The 16,491-nt window shown below is 68.8% G+C and carries 12 protein-coding genes; 6 read left to right on the top strand and 6 right to left on the bottom strand.

What is annotated here, in order from left to right; all coding sequences use genetic code 11:
* Positions 1–325: 325 nt before the first annotated feature.
* Both ACPXB3_RS05090 and ACPXB3_RS05085 read right to left on the bottom strand, forming a co-directional pair.
* Complete coding sequence (locus ACPXB3_RS05090; protein WP_425726771.1) at positions 326–3,124, bottom strand: DUF6049 family protein; 2,799 nt, start codon at positions 3,122–3,124, stop codon at positions 326–328.
* Positions 3,117–4,358 carry an NUDIX domain-containing protein gene (locus tag ACPXB3_RS05085; protein ID WP_425705339.1) on the bottom strand — a complete coding sequence of 414 codons (1,242 nt, stop codon included), beginning with the start codon at positions 4,356–4,358 and terminating at the stop codon, positions 3,117–3,119. Before ACPXB3_RS05085 ends, ACPXB3_RS05090 begins: the two co-directional genes overlap by 8 nt.
* Before the next feature lie 237 nt (positions 4,359–4,595).
* Between ACPXB3_RS05085 and ACPXB3_RS05080 the strand changes: the two genes are divergently transcribed.
* Positions 4,596–6,068 (top strand): CCA tRNA nucleotidyltransferase, encoded by a 1,473-nt coding sequence (locus tag ACPXB3_RS05080; protein ID WP_425726770.1) that lies wholly within the window; start codon positions 4,596–4,598, stop codon positions 6,066–6,068.
* A gap of 72 nt (positions 6,069–6,140) precedes the next feature.
* Here ACPXB3_RS05080 and ACPXB3_RS05075 read toward each other — a convergent pair whose 3' ends face one another.
* Positions 6,141–7,235 (bottom strand): aminotransferase class V-fold PLP-dependent enzyme, encoded by a 1,095-nt coding sequence (locus ACPXB3_RS05075; protein WP_425726768.1) that lies wholly within the window; start codon positions 7,233–7,235, stop codon positions 6,141–6,143.
* A 105-nt stretch (positions 7,236–7,340) separates the two neighbouring features.
* Here ACPXB3_RS05075 and ACPXB3_RS05070 point away from each other — a divergent pair, with 105 nt between their 5' ends.
* Positions 7,341–7,898, top strand: coding sequence for a hypothetical protein (locus ACPXB3_RS05070; RefSeq protein WP_425705336.1), 558 nt, complete (start codon positions 7,341–7,343; stop codon positions 7,896–7,898).
* Here the strand turns inward: ACPXB3_RS05070 and ACPXB3_RS05065 are convergent.
* The gene (locus ACPXB3_RS05065; RefSeq protein ID WP_425726766.1) at positions 7,865–9,208 is read right to left on the bottom strand and encodes an MFS transporter; all 1,344 of its coding nucleotides are present in this window, start codon (positions 9,206–9,208) and stop codon (positions 7,865–7,867) included. The two genes, ACPXB3_RS05070 and ACPXB3_RS05065, sit on opposite strands and share 34 nt — an antisense overlap.
* 36 nt (positions 9,209–9,244) lie before the next feature.
* On the opposite strand from ACPXB3_RS05065, the gene ACPXB3_RS05060 reads away from it, so the two are divergent.
* Complete coding sequence (locus ACPXB3_RS05060; protein WP_425726910.1) at positions 9,245–9,922, top strand: YqgE/AlgH family protein; 678 nt, start codon at positions 9,245–9,247, stop codon at positions 9,920–9,922.
* Positions 9,923–9,991: 69 nt separating this feature from the next.
* Positions 9,992–10,615 carry a DedA family protein gene (locus ACPXB3_RS05055; protein WP_425705334.1) on the top strand — a complete coding sequence of 208 codons (624 nt, stop codon included), beginning with the start codon at positions 9,992–9,994 and terminating at the stop codon, positions 10,613–10,615.
* On the opposite strand, the gene ACPXB3_RS05050 is transcribed toward ACPXB3_RS05055, so the two are convergent.
* Together ACPXB3_RS05050 and ACPXB3_RS05045 are read right to left on the bottom strand one after the other, a co-directional pair.
* Positions 10,612–11,622 (bottom strand): bile acid:sodium symporter family protein, encoded by a 1,011-nt coding sequence (locus tag ACPXB3_RS05050; protein WP_425705333.1) that lies wholly within the window; start codon positions 11,620–11,622, stop codon positions 10,612–10,614. The two genes, ACPXB3_RS05055 and ACPXB3_RS05050, sit on opposite strands and share 4 nt — an antisense overlap.
* A gap of 6 nt (positions 11,623–11,628) precedes the next feature.
* A complete protein-coding gene (locus ACPXB3_RS05045; protein ID WP_425705332.1) occupies positions 11,629–12,174 on the bottom strand; it encodes an SdpI family protein in 546 nt (181 codons plus the stop codon).
* Between the two features lie 150 nt (positions 12,175–12,324).
* On the opposite strand from ACPXB3_RS05045, the gene leuS reads away from it, so the two are divergent.
* Together leuS and ACPXB3_RS05035 are read left to right on the top strand one after the other, a co-directional pair.
* Complete coding sequence (leuS, locus tag ACPXB3_RS05040) at positions 12,325–15,222, top strand: leucine--tRNA ligase (RefSeq protein ID WP_425705331.1); 2,898 nt, start codon at positions 12,325–12,327, stop codon at positions 15,220–15,222.
* A gap of 67 nt (positions 15,223–15,289) precedes the next feature.
* On the top strand, positions 15,290–16,486 hold the full coding sequence (locus ACPXB3_RS05035; RefSeq protein WP_425705330.1) for an acyl-CoA dehydrogenase family protein: 1,197 nt from the start codon (positions 15,290–15,292) through the stop codon (positions 16,484–16,486).
* The last annotated feature ends 5 nt before the right edge of the window (positions 16,487–16,491 follow it).

The raw sequence follows: 16,491 nt of genomic DNA, 5'->3' as shown, positions 1-16,491 counted from the left end.
GCCGGGCGTCTGCGGCCGGGGTCGGGGACGGGCACCGGCGCTGCGCGGCGCACCCGCGAGGGGCGGTGCCTCGCCAAGTGGACCGGCAAGTGGGGCCGGGCCGGGGCGGGGCCCGCGCTGCGGGTTCGGCGCAGCCGGCCGCCCGGGCTGGGTATTCGGGTTCGCGTTGTGGTTCTGGGCGTTCCTGTTTCGGGAAGCCGGACTCGCGGGGTTCGCCGGGTTCGGTCGGTGCGCCGGATTCGGAGGGTTCGGCGGAATGCGGCGGGGCGCGGCACGACGTGGTGGGTCGCCCGGTCCTCGATCGCTCATTCGGCTGCCTTGTCCCTCACGTCGTCGGTGGTGTCGTGCTCTTCTGGGCCCCCGGTTCGGTGATCTCCGGTTCGGTGATCTCCGGTTCGGGGACGCCCGGTTGCGCGTCTTCGGCATCCGGTGGCCGCGTCTCGGGCGATTCGTCCGATCCCGTGCCGGGCAGGCCTGGCGGCGGCCAGAAATAGCCCTCGTCACCGGACTGCGGTTCGGAACGAACTTCCTCGATGTGCAGGGTACGTCGTCGCTGTTGATAGGTTGCCGCGGCGAGGAGACGCTCCTGCTCACCGGCTTCGGGGCGATCGGCATCGGCGGGATCGGGCTCGCCGCGGAACCGATGCCACAGGCGGCGCGCGGTGAGCAGGATCAACGCCGCACCGGCGATGATCGTGACGATGAACAGCGCCTTGCCGTAGGCGTTGGAATGCACCGCGAGCCGGATGTCGGAGCCCAGCGGCAGGCCGGTGACCGTCGCGATCGAGATGGTGACGGTGATCGCTTCGGAGGTCTGCGCGTGCGTCGGCAACTGCAGTTGCCGGGTGCCGCGGGCGGGGATCTCGATCGTGCCGACATCGCCGATGTCGAGGTCGCGGGGTGCCGACGTCTTGATGTTCACCCGGATGGGCAAGGAGAGGTCGTTTTTGACCACCAACAGCAGCGGACTGCGTTCGGACGCCAGGGTGTACCGGCCGCCGGGGTCGAGGATGGTCACCGCCGATCTCATGCGATTCAGGGTCGAGCCGACGGCCTCGATCGTCTGGCTGCGCGTGGTGGCCAGCCGGGCTCGAGCATCCGGCCCGTATTGCGCGGGAGCGGTGATCGAACGGAGCAGGTCCTCACGCAGCGGCGCGAGATAGTGCTCGGGCGAGGTCTCGACGTCGGCGGAACTCACCAGCGCACCCTGCAGCTGGTAGCTGGCGTCGGCCTCGTCCCGCATCCGTTTCGCGGTCTGCTCGGGTAGGGGCACCGACACCGACGCGACGGTACCCACCCCGGGCAGCGGTGACAGACGCGCGGTGCCGCGCGCCGCGGCAGTGGTGTCGGCGACGTCACTCAGCGGGGTCGCGGCGGCCACTCGCGAACCGAGCAGCACCTCGGCGGTGGAGATGAGTGCGTTGGCGTCGTCGGGGGTGGGTGACCAATACAGCGACGGCAGCACGACCTGCGATCGACCGGTTGTCGGGAGATCGGCGGGCACCTCCGAACCTGCGCCGGGTGCCGCCCGCTCGTCGTCGGGCGTATTGATCGCCGCAAACGCCAACGCCCCGATGCCCGCCTGCCTGCGGCTCAAGGACGACTCCGCGCCGAGGTCGACGCGCTGATCGGCCGGCGTGATCGGCGGCGTCGCGGGATGGGTACCGAGCGCACCGAGCGCGGCGGTCACCGGCTCGTCGTAGGACTGCGCGGCAAGGTTGCCGACGCGGTAGGCGCCCCCGGGCTCGGTCTGGGTGGTCGTCAGATTGCCCGCAGAAGTGAGGATGGTGGTGTGGTGCGTGCGGTCCAGCAGTTGAGCACCGGCCTGGTTGATCGCTCCTAGCGGCGGAATCGTCAGTCCCCGAACACTTTTCACTCCGAGGATGGAGTCCACGACGTCGGCGGGGGAGTCGAGGGCGGCGGCCGTGAGACCGGAGTTGTCGATCGAGGCAAGTGCACCGAGGTCGGCCGAGGCGAACGGCAACGCGACCACGCACATGCGCGAGGCGATGTCATGTAGTTCGTTGAGCCAATCGCTCGCCGCGTCCCGTCCGGTACCCGGCACGGTCGACGACGTCGGGTCGCCCGGGTCGGTCGACACGACGTACCCGAGCGACATCGCACGAACGGTGACGAGCAGATTCGGGTCGACCGCCGCGCACATCCCGCGCGCCAGATCCGCACCCTGCGGTGAACGGCCCGGGTCCGGCGTGGCCGTCGACGGTGCCGAGTTCGGATCGGCCGGCGGGGTCGCGTCGGCGACCGCACGCAGCGGCGTGAGCACCGAGTTCAGGCGGCCGCCCGGCGCCAGCGACCGGGCCATGTCCTCGCTGATCAGACGCACCGGCTCGGTGCTGCCGCCGAGGATGCCGGGGGACAACTGAGGGGGCGCGGCTATCGGCCACAGAAACGTGAATCGGGACGGATCGGAAACGTCGGCAGAGACCGAACCGTCGGCCCCGAGTCCGGGGGGCGCCGATGGTGTGTCACTGCTGCTGCCCGGATCCTCATACGCGCCCGCGCGGGTCGCGTCCGGCGGCAACGACAGCACCGGCAGCAACGTGCGCGACCCGGCCACCTGGGCGACGCCACCATAGTCGGGCAGCCCGTTCACATTGAGTTGCAAGGGATAGACACCGCGCTGCGAGATCTGCAGACCATGATCACCCGACAACGGCACCGACAACGAGAACGTGGCCCGGGCGCCGGGCGCGAGGCTGTCGGCGGACAGGCCGGTGAAGTCGGTGGCCGCCGCAATCGCCGGATGCTCGGTGGCCAGCGCCGACCGCAACTCGCCCGCACTGCGCAGCGCATCGCCGCGCTCGAGACGGATACCGAGGTCATGCAGGGTTCGGCTGCTGGTGTTCAGCACATGCCCGGAGATCTTCACCGTCGGGCCGGAACTGCTGGTGACCATCGACGGGGTCATCGCGTCGATGACGATCTGCGCGAACCGATCGGGGCGGCTGCCCGCATCCCCGTCGGGAGCCGCGGCCGCCGGCGCCGCCGACAGCAATCCGAGCACGGCCACCGCGACAAGTGTGAGCAACCGCGTCCACGGGGCGCGGATCACCGCCGGCGAGCGGGACGCGGATCGAGCCGGACGCGACGAGAACTCAGCCATCACCGGCCGCGGGGCGGCGGGGACGCCTCCGGCGCCGACGCGACGGTGCCGGAGTCGGCGTCTCGTTTCGGCGCTCGTTTCGGGCGGCTGCGGCTCTCTCATATGCGTTGGGTTCTGTGCGACTGCTCTCGGCCTCGGACCGGGCCAGCCGCTGGGGGTCGGCGGCCAGATCGGCGATGACTCCACGGGCCATGCGGGCCAGTCGTCGTTCGTCAGAGTACGTCAGCCGACGGGGTAGCTCGTGCAACGGCACCCAGGCCACCGCGCTGACCTCGTAGTCCGCGTCGGAGAGTTCACCGCCGACGCTGCGAAGCAGATAGTGATGGACCGTCTTGTGGATCCGTCGGCCCTCACTGACAAACCAGTAGTCGATCTTGCCCAGCGGTGCCACCACCAGACCATCGATGCCGGTCTCCTCGGCGACCTCGCGCACCGCCGTCTGCTCCGCGGTCTCGCCGGTCTCGATATGTCCCTTCGGCAGCGACCACATCATTCGTCCACGCCGGTCGATGCGCCCGATCAGCGCGGCCGACAGCTCGTCGATGGGCAGGTCCAGGTCGGAGATCACCAGTCCACCCGCCGAGGTCTCGCGCACCGTGCGCAGCCGCTCGGGACGTTCCGGGCGACTGCCGTGCCGCCGCCGACCGGCCGCCGGCGCGACCGTCGACGACGCCGAATCGTGGCTGAGCCCGGTCTTGGTGATCTTGGCCGTCATCACGGCCATGTCGGAAGGTTTCGGGCCACTCACCCGTGCGGCACCCTTGCCGGTGGGTGTCGCGGCAACCGGAGCGCCCGGCAGGCCCGGCAACGCGTGCCGCTGACCACCACCTCGGGTTCCGTTCACCGGACCCGGATGGTTGCCGCCGGACGAGGCGGTGCCGTTCTTGCCGCCGTTCTTGCGGCTTCCGCCGCCCTTCCCGGGATTCTGCGGACCGCCCTTCTTGGTCCTGTTCTTACCGCTCGCGCGATCCGCCAGATCGGCCGGAGACGGCCGCTTGGGATGCGGTGCGGGGCAGTCGGCGCCGGTCAGCGGCGGATCTGCGCGGGGACGAGTCTCGCCGTCAGGTCGCGATTCGGGATTGCCGCGGCGCCGTCGACGTCCCCGACGCGACCGCCGACGACCCTGCCCACCACCGCCGCGCACATCACCGCCGGCCGACTCCTCACCGTGGTGCCCACCCCGGCGGACGTCGTCGGAGACGTCTGAAGGGTCGGTTGACGGGTCGGTGGACACGCCTTCGATGCTAGCGGCTGGTCACCTGCTGTTTGCCCACACGGTGCTGGCAGCGGTACGGACAGGTGACAGCGCGGCGTCAGATACGGCCCGCTCGCTTCGCTCCCGGCGCCGGGTACATGCGGCCCGCTCGCTTCGCTCCCGGCGCCGGGTACATGCGGCCCGCTCGCTTCGCTCCCGGCGCCGGGCAGATACGGCCCGCTCGCTTCGCTCCCGGCGCCGGTAGGCTGACGTGCCGTGACAGACCATGCCGACGACCCCACCGCGACCACCGAGCGCCGCACCCGGCTGCTCGCGTCGGCGGCGGTCACCCTGCGCGATCTGTCCGACATCACCGAACCGCTCGGCACCCTGTTCGCCGACGCCGGCCACGAGCTCTACCTCGTCGGCGGGTCGGTGCGCGACGCGGTCCTCGGACGCCTGGGCACCGACCTCGACTTCACCACCGACGCCCGCCCCGCACAGGTCCAGCAGTTGCTGGCCGGATGGGCCGACGCCATCTGGGACACCGGCATCGAATTCGGCACCATCAGCGCCCGGCGCAAGGATCTCATCCTGGAGATCACCACCTACCGGGCCGAGAAATACGATCGCGTCGGCCGCAACCCCGAGGTCACCTTCGGCGACTCCATCGACGACGACCTCGTGCGCCGTGACTTCACGATCAACGCGATGGCCGTGCGCATCGGCCGTGGCGGTGCCGAAGAATTCCACGACCCGCTCGACGGTCTGTCCGCGGCACTGGCCGGCGTCATCGACACCCCGGCCACCCCGCAGGAGTCCTTCGGCGACGACCCGCTGCGCATGCTGCGCGCCGTGCGCTTCGTCTCGCAACTGGGGTTCCGGGTGGCCCCGCGCGTGGCCGAGGTGATCACCGGGATGGCCGAAGAGATCGACCGCATCACCGCCGAGCGTGTCCGCGTCGAGCTCGACAAGATGATCGCCGGTGAATATCCCATCGAGGCAATCGAATTGATGGTCGACACCGGACTCGCCGAACGCATCCTGCCGGAGCTGCCCGGTATGCGCCTGACCATCGACGAACATCATCAGCACAAGGACGTCTATCAGCACTCGCTGACGGTGCTGCGTCAGGCCATCGACCTCGAAGACGGTGGTCCCGACCTCGTGCTGCGCTGGGCGGCGCTGCTGCACGACATCGGCAAGCCCGCGACCCGGCGGCACGAACCCAACGGCGGCGTCAGTTTCCACCACCATGAGGTCGTCGGCGCGAAGATGGTCCGCAAACGCATGCGGGCGTTGAAATACCCGAAGGCCGTCGTCGAGGACGTCGCGTCATTGGTGTTCTTGCACTTGCGCTTCCACGGCTACGGCGACGGGGCATGGACGGATTCGGCGGTCCGCCGCTACATCACCGACGCCGGGCAGCTCCTGGAGCGGCTGAACAAGTTGGTGCGGGCCGACTGCACGACCCGCAACAAACGGCGTGCGCGGCGCCTGCAGCAGAACTACGACGATCTCGAGCACCGCATCGCCGACCTGCGGGCGGCCGAGGACCTCGCGCGCGTGCGCCCCGATCTCGACGGCAACGCGATCATGGAATTGCTCGGCATGCCGCCGGGCCCCCTCGTCGGCGAGGCGTGGCGATATCTCAAGGAACTGCGGCTGGACCGGGGGCCGCTGCCGCGCGAGGACGCCGAAGAGGCACTGCGGCAGTGGTGGGCCGGGCGTGCCGACACCGCGAAGTAACCCGTCTGTCAGTAATCCCGTCTGTCAGTAATCCCGGCTCTCAGTAACCCCGGCTCTCAGTAACCCCGGCTCTCAGTAACCCATCGTGCGCAGGGCATCGGCCAGTCGGTCGAGATCTTCGCGCCGCAGGTCCAGATGGGGGCTGATCCGCAACACCGCCTGCTCGCCGGCCAGCGGGGCGCGCCACGATTCGGCGGCGGTGACGAGGATGCCGAGCTCGTCGAACAGCCGGTCGCGGGCGGTGCGCAGGTCGGAGTCCTGCCAGCCCGGTGGGGGTGCAAGGGTGACCAGCGCCGACGGTTCGTCGATGGGTTCGACGATCGCCCAGCTGCCGATGCCGTCGAGTCGTTCCCGGGTGGCCCGTCCGACTGCGGCCAGTTCGCGGAAAACCCGCTGCTGGCCGATCTGCTGTAGTTCGGCGACCGCCACGCCGAGCCCGAGCCGGCCCGCCAGGAACGCCTCGGAACTCTCGATCTCCACCGTGCGCAGCGAGTCACGCCGGACCGCCAGAAAGCCGACGCCGCGCGGGCCGGTGAGCCATTTGCGGCTGGTGCCGTAGACGACGTCGGCGCCGGTGACGGTGGGGACGTGGCCGACCGACTGCGCCATGTCGACGACGACGGGAACCTGGGCGGCATGCGCGATCTCGACGATTCGGGTGACCGGTTGCACCACACCCGACATCGACCCGATGTGGCAGATGTGGATGAAATCGGGCTGCTCGAACTGCAGCATGTTCTCCAGCGCATCGAGATCGATGTGCCCGTAGACGTCGCCGTCGGGCAGCGGCCGCACCGCGTACCCGCGCCGCTCGAATTCGACGAGGTTGGGCCCGAATTCGTTCTTGGCCACCCACACCGTCGTCGACACCGGCAGGCTCCAGCCGTTGAGCAGTGCCCGCAGCGCTGCCCGCGCGCTCTCCCGGAACGTCAGCTCTTCGGCGGTGTGGCCGACCAGGGATGCGAGATCGCGTGTGTCGCGGGCGAACTCGTCGGCACGATCGTCGGCGGCCACGTATGAGCCGCGCTCGGCCTCCCGCCACAGATGCGCCGAGATCGTCCCGATGACGGCGTTGGACGAGCGTCCCGCCGACGCCGAGTCGAGGTGGGTGATCGCCGGCGACAGCCGCGCTCGGTGGAACTGCTCGCCGAGAACGCTGACGTACATAGCCGTTGAACCTACCGTGTGCCCATCGGGCTGCGATACCACACCGGCAGCGATCCGCCGTCGAAGTACGGGAACCGATCCGCCTGCGGATGCGTCCAACACCGTATGGATCCGGTCCTGGAGTACGTGTTCGGCACCGGCGAGGGTGAGCCGACGCACTGGCACAGCGTCGCCGACACCGATGCCGATGGTGACGGTGTGCTCGATGCGGTATCGCTGGACTTCGACGGCGATGGCCGCGCCGACGACCTGCTCTGGGATATCGATGGTGACGGCATCGCCGATGTGGCGGCGCTCGACCTCGACGACGACGGCACCCCCGATCACCACTTCCGTGATGCCGGTGACGGGGTCTGGGCCATCGCCGTGGCCAGGCCGGACACGTCCGCCCCGGGTCCACCGGAGCCGAGATCGCCGGCCGCGCCCCCCGCGCCGCCGCCGGCCCCGACCGCACCGCCCGAGTCCGGGGCCCGGGTGGAGTCGCGGGACCTCGACGGCGACGGCAGCCCGGACCTCGAGGTGCACGTCGAGAACGGCGCGGTGCGCCGGGTCTACGTCGACTCCGACGGCGACGGCACCTTCGATCACGTGCTCGTCGACTCCGACGGTGACGGGGTAGCCGACCAGACCTATGCGGAAGGGGCGCCCGGTTTCGGCAGGTGATCCTCGGCGAACGGGCCGGGTTGCCGATCGCGGCCGGGCGGATGCACGGCGCGCACCACCACGATGCCGACCAGATAGAACCCGCATCCGATCAGCACGAGCGTCACCGACCGGCCTTGCGGCCCGATGACCAGCGCGGTGAGGACCATCGCCAGCACGTAGGCCACGTTGAACAACGCGTCTTGGGCGGAGAACACCTGTCCGCGCACGGTGTCGTCGATGTCGACCTGCATCGCGACGTCGCCGCACAGCTTGGTGGTCTGGCCGACCAGCCCGAGTCCGATGGCGGCGGTACAGAAGCCCTGGATGGTGAATGTCAGCAGCAGCAGTTGCGCGAGGGCCCCGAGTGCGAGCATCGCGACGAGGGTGGCGCGTCTGCCGAAGCGGGCGACGAGAATCGGGGTCGTGAACGCCGCGACGAATGCACCGGCGGCCACACAGCCGAGGACCAGACTGATCCGGGACAGTCCGTCGCCGCCCCCGTCGACGTGGCGTGCGAACACGAAGAGCGTCAGCGTGTTGACGCCGAAGATGAATCGGTGCACGCCGATGGCCGAGAGCGCCGCAGCCGCGGGGCGGCAGCGGATGATGGCCCGGGCACCGTGCACGAAGCCGACCGCGACCGCATGTGCGGCGGAATGCCCGGGGTCGTCGGCCCGGTCCGGGCCCAGTTGGAGTACCGGGAAGCCATGTGCGACGAGCCCGGCGACCAGTGCCAGCACGACGCCGATGAGGATCGTCTCGGCACTGCCGACGTTGTCATTGCCGACCAGTGCGCGCACCCCGAGCGTGAGACCCGCGCCGACCGACAACATCGCGCCGCCCAACGTCGTGAACAGCGCGTTCGTTGCGACGATCACCTCACGGTGGGCGACGTGCGGCAATGCCGCCGACAAGCCCGATGCCACGAACCGGCTGGCACCGGTCACGGTGAGCGCGCTGATGAGCACCAGTGTGTCGGAGCCGCCGGTGGCCATCGCGACGGCCACCAGACCGATCAGCACCGCACGCAGCACGTTGGCCCACAGCAGGACGTTGCGCCGATCCCACCGGTCCAGCAACGCCCCGGCAAAAGGGCCGATGACCGAATACGGAAGCAGCAGCACCGCGAACCCGAGGGCCGCGGCGAGCGGATCGGCGTGCCGTTCGGGATTGAACAGCACGCCACCGATGAGCGCGGCCTGGAAGACACCGTCGGTGAGTTGACTGGTCAAACGCACGGCGAGGAGCCGGCCGAGACCCGGCGAATGGTTCAGGGAATGGATGAAAATCTTCCACGACGACGCACCTTCGGTCACCGCGGAATTCACGTGCCTACATTACCGACCGGGCGGGCCGGTCATGCGATGATGGATCCCGTGGACGGCGGTGACAGCGCAGACGATCTCGGCCGTGACCGGCCCGACGGCGGTCGCGGTGACGGCGAGCACGCCGCGGAGTCGGCGCGAGACATCGAGTCGGCGAACAGCATTCGGTCCGGCTCACTGCTGATCTCCTCGACTGATCTGCTCGAGTCCACCTTCGCGCGGACGGTGATCTATGTCATCGAGCACAATGACTCGGGCAGTCTCGGAGTGGTGCTGAACCGGGTCAGTCAGACCGCGGTGCACACCGTCGTCCCGGCGTGGACGGATCTGGCCGCGCAGCCGCGTGCGCTGTTCATCGGCGGACCGGTCAACCAGGATTCGGCGCTCTGCCTCGGCGTCGTGCGCGCCGGCGCCGACATCAGTGATCAGGAGCAGATCCGGCCGGTCGGCGGCCGGGTCGTACTCGTCGACCTCGACGCCGACCCGGAACTGATCGCCCCGGTGCTCGAGGGCGTGCGCATCTTCGCCGGTTACGCCGGCTGGGGGATCGGTCAGCTCGAGGCGGAGATGGCCCAGGACAGCTGGATGCCCGCGTCGGCGTTGCCGCGCGACATCCTCGCGCCCCCGGGCGCCGACGTCTGGGCCGAGGTGCTCCGGCGACAGCCGTGGCCGGCGCCTCTGCTGGCCACCCATCCCGTCGACGTCACCGGGAACTGAGGGCGTCGCCCAGGTGGGCGCTGACCAGCACAAAGCAGGTGTCTCCCGGGCGAGCACTATTCTCGCCTGGTGGATGCGATCGCCGACTGGCTCATCGGCATCATCGAGTCGGTGCCATCCTGGGCGGTTTATCTGATCGCGGCGGGCATGGTCTACCTGGAGACCGCATTCCTGCTGGCGGGACTGATCATGCCCAGCGAAGCGGTGCTGCTCGCCGCCGGGGTGGCCGCGGCGATCGGGCCGACCAACATCGGCTGGCTGGTGGTGGTGGTCGCGCTGTGCGCGGTCGCCGGGGACGCGACCGGATACTGGATCGGCCGCCACGGCGGGCAGCGACTCAAGGACTCCGCACTGGGCCGCCGATTCGGTGAGCAGCGCTGGGACAGCGCCGGCTACCGTCTCGAGCACTCCGGCTTGCTTGTCGTGGGAACCGGCCGGTGGATCGGATACGTGCGGACCATCGTGCCGCGGATGGCCGGGATCACCCGGATGAACTTCGCCCGATTCGGGGTCGCCGACGCGGTCGGCGCATTGTCCTGGGCCGCGGCAGTGCTCTTGGTCGGCTACTTCGCCGGCGCGGTGCTCGGCGCAACCATCTTGCTCTACGCGGTGATCGCCATGGTCGCGGCGGTGGTGGTCTTCTACATCGTCACCTGGCTGTTGCGTCGTCGGCGGCGCGGGGACGTCGGCTAGGAGCCGGCCCCGCCCGGCTCACTTTCGATATCGGCCTGTGCCGCCGTTCGCCCGTAGCGGCCCGCCAACCACGAGCAGATGATCAGCTGTACCTGATGAAAGATCATCAACGGCAGCACGATGAGTCCCACGACAGATCCGCTGAACAGAACCGTCGCCATCGGCAGGCCGGTCGCCAGACTCTTCTTGGTGCCACAGAACTGGATGGCGATCTGGTCCTCGCGGCTGAACCCGAGGCGCCGCGGCAGCCACCCGGTGAACCACAGCATCGCGATGACCAGCGCGATCGAGATGACTGCCATCGCGATCACCTGCCACGGGCTGACCATGGACCAGATCCCGTTGCGCACGCCTTCACCGAAGGCGGCATAGACGACGAGCACGATCGACCCACGATCGACGTACTTGGTCGGCTCGGCGAAGCGCGTGAGGATGGGCGTGACCAGCGGCCGGCACAGTTGCCCGAGAACGAACGGCACCAGGATCTCCAGCAGGATCTCCAGGATCTGCGACCCGGTGATGTGCACGCCGCTCGTCCCCGACATCAACAGGACCACCAGCACCGGGGTCAGGACCACACCGAGCAGGTTCGACGCGGACGCGCTCACGATGGCACCGGCGACGTTGCCGCGCGCCATCGAGGTGAAGGCGATCGACGACTGCACCGTCGAGGGCACCAGACACAGGTACAGGACCCCCGAGGCCAGGTCGCCGCCGATGAGTGGGCGCAGCGCCGGCTGCAGCGCCAGCCCGATGAGCGGGAACAACACGAATGTGAACGACAGGATGATCAGGTGCAGTCGCCAGTGCGTGAGCCCTTCGAGCGCCTGGCGTGGATGTAGGCGGGCGCCGTACAAGAAGAAGAGGAAGCCGATGGCGACCACGACCACCCAGTCGAGCGCGTCGGCGAAGTCGCCCCGGGCGGGGAAGAACGCCGCGACCACGACCGCGGCCAGGATCGCCAGGACGAAGCCGTCGATGGGCGATCGGCTCAGCAGCGAGCGCATGCGGGCTCAGGCCTGGGCGGCGTCGCGTGTGCCCGGTGACCCAGCGCCATCGGCGGCGCAGACCCCGCGCAGGGTGCACGACGCACAGCTCGACTCGCCGCAGTCGGCGGCCGCGGCCGGTCCCGGATCCGCCGCCGGTCCCGAGTCGGGCGCCGAGTCGTGGGAATGCGCACCCGAGCAGCAGCCGCAGCCTGCGTCGGAATCCGCGTCGGTGGCCCACCGGGACGCGCGCACCCCGTAACCACTGACGACGCCGACGACCACCAGCGCCGCGATCAGGGCGCCGAGGCCGAACAGGAATCGCCAGGTGCCCTCGACGCCCAAGGTCAGTAGTCCGCCGGCCACCAGGATGACCGCGGCACCGAGAGTGCCCGGTGCGGCGACCCGATTGGCCAGCCGAAAGGCCTCCTCTGAGGCAAGCGTTTCCGTGGAGCGGACGCCGAGCCAGCGGTTGCGCCGCAAGGTGCCGCGCAGGCCCGCGACGCCCACCGCCGCCCAGACGAGGGCGAGGACGAACACGCAGACGGCGACCACGAGGGACACAACACTCACGCGACCACCATACGAGTCCGCACGGATCCCCGCGAAACCGACCGGCGCCCACCCAGCGGATGCGCATGCCCCGGCCGGTGCAGCTCCGCTCGGGCCACCATTTACGCTGGTTGGGTGACTTCAGCGGATACTTCGCCCAGCAGCGGTGCCATGTCGAATGCAGCAGGAGTGACCGGCCCGGGCGCCCATCGCTACACGGCCGAGCTGGCCGGGCAGATCGAGCGACGCTGGCAGCGCAACTGGTCGGATCGGCATGCCTACGAGGCACCCAATCCCGTCGGCCCACTCGCGGGTGATCTGAGCGCGTTCGGCGGTGGCGGTCGCGACGCCCCCGACAAGGTCTTCGTTCAGGACATGTTCCCCTACCCCTCGGGTACGGGGCTGCACGTCGGGCATCCGCTGGGCTTCATCGCCAGCGACGTCTTCGCGCGGTTTGCCCGGATGACCGGCAAGAACGTCTTGCACACGATGGGCTTCGACGCCTTCGGCCTGCCGGCCGAGCAGTACGCGGTGCAGACCGGAACGCATCCGCGGACCACCACCGAGGCCAACATCGAGCGCTACCTCGCGCAGATCCGGCGGCTGGGGCTCGGCCACGACGAGCGTCGCCGGATCGCCACCACCGACGTGGAGTTCTACCGCTGGACGCAGTGGATCTTCCTGCAGATCTACAACGCCTTCTACGACACCGATCAGCGCAAGGCCCGCCCCATCTCGGAGCTGATCGACGAATTCGATTCGGGGGCACGCACTCTCGACGGTCACGAGAAGTTCGACGGGCGCGGCTGGGCCGACCTGTCGGCCGCCGAACGCAACGCGGTGATCGACTCGTATCGGCTGGTGTACCAGAGTGATTCGCTGGTCAACTGGTGTCCGGGTCTGGGCACGGTGCTGGCCAACGAGGAGGTCACCGCCGACGGCCGTAGTGATCGCGGGAACTTCCCAGTGTTCCGTAAGCATCTGCGGCAGTGGATGATGCGGATCACCGCCTACTCCGACCGGCTGCTCGACGACCTCGACGACCTGGACTGGCCGGAGAAGGTCAAGACGATGCAGCGCAACTGGATCGGACGGTCCCGCGGCGCCCAGGTCCGGTTCACGGTTGCCGACGGTGCAGCCGCCGGCACCGACATCGAGGTGTTCACCACCCGCCCCGACACGCTGTTCGGCGCGACCTACGTGGTGCTGAGTCCGGAGCATCCGCTCGTCGATGGACTCACCGCCGACCACTGGCCGGCCGACACCGACGAGCGGTGGACCGGGGGCGCATCGGGTCCGCGCGAGGCGATCGCGGACTATCGTGCGGCCATCGTGGCCAAATCCGATCTGGAACGGCAGGAGAACAAGGAGAAGACCGGCGTCTTCACCGGCACCTTCGCGACGAATCCCGTTGACGGGCAGCAGGTACCGGTCTTCATCGCCGACTACGTGCTGATGGGTTACGGTACGGGCGCGATCATGGCGGTGCCCGCCCACGACACCCGTGACCACGAGTTCGCGACGACTTTCCGACTGCCGATCATCGAGGTCATCGGTTCCGATCAGGGCGTCGAGGCCGAGGCGTATGTCGGTGACGGCCCGCTGGTCAACTCCGGATTTCTCGACGGCCTGCGGGTCGAGGAGGCCAAGGCCGCGGTCGTCGACCGGCTCGAAGAACTCGGTGCAGGCGAGGGGACCGTGCAATACCGGTTGCGCGACTGGCTCTTCGCCCGTCAGCGCTACTGGGGTGAGCCGTTCCCGATCGTCTACGACGCGCAGGGACAGGCGCATGCATTGCCGGAATCGATGCTGCCGGTGGAACTCCCGGAGGTCGACGACTACGCACCGGTGTCCTTCGACCCGGAGAGCCCGGATTCGGAGCCGTCACCACCGCTGGCCAAGGCGACCGATTGGGTGACGGTCGAACTCGACCTCGGCGACGGTCCGGCGACCTACACCCGCGACACCAACGTGATGCCGCAGTGGGCGGGCAGCTCCTGGTATCAGCTGCGCTACATCGATCCCACCAACGCGGAAACCTTGTGCGCCAAGGAGAACGAGGCGTACTGGATGGGACCGCGACCGCAGTTGCACGGGCCGAACGACCCCGGCGGTCTCGACCTCTATATCGGTGGTGTCGAGCACGCCGTCCTGCATCTGCTGTACTCCCGGTTCTGGCACAAGGTCCTCTACGACCTCGGTTACGTCTCCAGTCGGGAGCCGTACCGAAAGCTGTTCAACCAGGGCATGATCCAGGCGTACGCCTACAAGGATGCGCGCGGTATCCATGTGCCCGCCGACGAGGTGACCGAGCGTGAGGGCACCTTCTTCCACAACGGCGAGAAGGTCACCCAGGAGTACGGCAAGATGGGTAAGTCACTGAAGAACGCGGTGACCCCCGACGACATCGCCGACGACTACGGCGCCGACACCCTGCGGCTCTATGAGATGTACATGGGTCCGCTGGACCAGTCCCGCCCGTGGGCGACCAAAGACGTTGTGGGACTTCAGCGGTTCCTGCAGCGCGTCTGGCGACTGGTCGTCGACGAGGAGTCCGGCGCGGTGCACGTGGCCGACACCGAATCCGATGAGGCAACAAAGCGGTTGCTGCACAAGACGATCGCCGAGGTTCGCGGGGAGTTCGCGGAGCTGCGCAATAACATCGCCCTCGCCGCGTTGATCAAGCTCACCAATCATCTGACCAAGAATTTCGAGACATCCGGGGAGAAGTCCGGCGCACCGCGTGGGGCCGTCGAGCCGCTGGTGATGATGCTGGCCCCGCTGGCCCCGCACGTCGCCGAGGAGCTGTGGCATCGCCTCGGACACGACGAGCTGCTGGTGCATGCTCCGTTCCCGGTCGCCGACGAGCGGTGGCTGGTCGACGAGTCCGTCGAGATCGCGGTGCAGGTGAAGGGAAAGGTCAGAAGCCGCATCACCGTTCCCGCCGACGCCGACGAGGCCACGCTGCGCGCGGCCGCGCTCGCCGACGAGAAGATCGTCGAGCTGCTCGACGGCGAGCCCCGCAAGGTGATCGTGGTTCCCGGCCGGCTGGTCAACATCGTCCCCTGACGGTCGGGGCACCGCGATCGCCGTGGGGGGATTGGAAAGAAACTTACTTTTGAGTAAGATCACGCGCATGGCGATCAACCTGGAGCTTCCGACGAAGTTCGACACTGCCGTCGAGCAGGCCCACCTGGCGGCCGAGCACATCTTCCGACCCATCTCCCGCACCTACGACGCGGCCGAACACGAGTACCCCAAGGAGCTCGACGACTTCGCCAAACTCGCCCGGGAGGCGCGCACGAAGGCCAAGGAGTCCGACAAGGGCGCCGATTCGGGTGACGCCGCCGACACGGTCAACGGCGCAAACATCCGCGGCGTGCTGCAGGGCGTCGAGATGAGCTGGGGCGACGTCGCCCTGATGCTCTCGATCCCGTACCAGGGACTGGGCAACGCCGCGATCGCCGCCGTCGCCAATCCGGAGCAGCTCGAGAAGTTCTCCGACGTCTGGGCATCGATGGCGATCACCGAACCCAGCTTCGGCTCCGACTCGGCCGCGGTGTCGACGACGGCCACCCGCGACGGCGAGGACTACGTCATCAACGGGGAGAAGATCTTTGTGACGGCGGGTTCGCGCGCCGATCACGTCGTCGTGTGGGCCACCGTGGACAAGAGCGCCGGCCGCGCCGCCATCAAGAGCTTCGTCGTCCCGATGGACACCGACGGCGTGAGTGTGGCCCGGCTCGAGCACAAGCTCGGGATCAAGGCCTCCGACACCGCGGTCCTGCGCTTCGAGAACGCCCGGGTGCCTGCCGAAAATCTTCTCGGCTCACCGGAAGTGGAGACCAAGAAGGCCTTCGCCGGAGTGATGGCGACCTTCGACAACACCCGCCCGGTGGTCGCCGCGATGGCCGTGGGCGTGGGTCGGGCCGCGCTCGAGGAACTGCGCCGTCTGCTCGAGGAGGCCGGCCACACCATCGACTACGATGCGCCCGCCGCCGCCCAGCACGCCGCCGTCGCCGAGTTCATCCGACTCGAATCCGATTGGGAGGCTTCGTGGTTGCTCGCGCTGCGCGCCGCCTGGATGGCCGACAACAAGGTGCCCAACTCGGCCGAGGCGTCGATGTCGAAGGCCAAGGCCGGCCGGACGGTCACCGACATCACCAACAAGGCGGTGGAAATCGGTGCGACAGCTGCCTTCTCGGAGACGATGTTGCTGGAGAAGTGGGCGCGTGACGCCAAGATCCTCGACATCTTCGAGGGCACTCAGCAGATCCAGCAGCTGATCATCGCGCGCCGCGTGCTCGGCAAGTCCAGCGCCGACCTCAAGTAGCCGAC

The sequence above is a fragment of the Gordonia sp. DT219 genome (genome assembly GCF_049847065.1).
In the GTDB taxonomy this organism is placed as follows: domain Bacteria; phylum Actinomycetota; class Actinomycetes; order Mycobacteriales; family Mycobacteriaceae; genus Gordonia.
The sequence above is the reverse complement of the archived record's forward strand: the minus strand, read 5'-3'. Positions and strand labels throughout refer to the sequence as shown.

Bases quoted from the DNA above. Each gene is read 5' to 3' on its own strand.
- ACPXB3_RS05090 (WP_425726771.1), bottom strand. From the start codon at position 3,124: ATGGCTGAGTTCTCGTCGCGTCCGGCTCGATCCGCGTCCCGCTCGCCG.
- ACPXB3_RS05075 (WP_425726768.1), bottom strand. From the start codon at position 7,235: ATGTACGTCAGCGTTCTCGGCGAGCAGTTCCACCGAGCGCGGCTGTCG.
- ACPXB3_RS05070 (WP_425705336.1), top strand. From the start codon at position 7,341: ATGGATCCGGTCCTGGAGTACGTGTTCGGCACCGGCGAGGGTGAGCCG.
- ACPXB3_RS05060 (WP_425726910.1), top strand. From the start codon at position 9,245: ATGATGGATCCCGTGGACGGCGGTGACAGCGCAGACGATCTCGGCCGT.
- ACPXB3_RS05050 (WP_425705333.1), bottom strand. From the start codon at position 11,622: ATGCGCTCGCTGCTGAGCCGATCGCCCATCGACGGCTTCGTCCTGGCG.
- leuS (WP_425705331.1), top strand. From the start codon at position 12,325: ATGTCGAATGCAGCAGGAGTGACCGGCCCGGGCGCCCATCGCTACACG.
- ACPXB3_RS05035 (WP_425705330.1), top strand. From the start codon at position 15,290: ATGGCGATCAACCTGGAGCTTCCGACGAAGTTCGACACTGCCGTCGAG.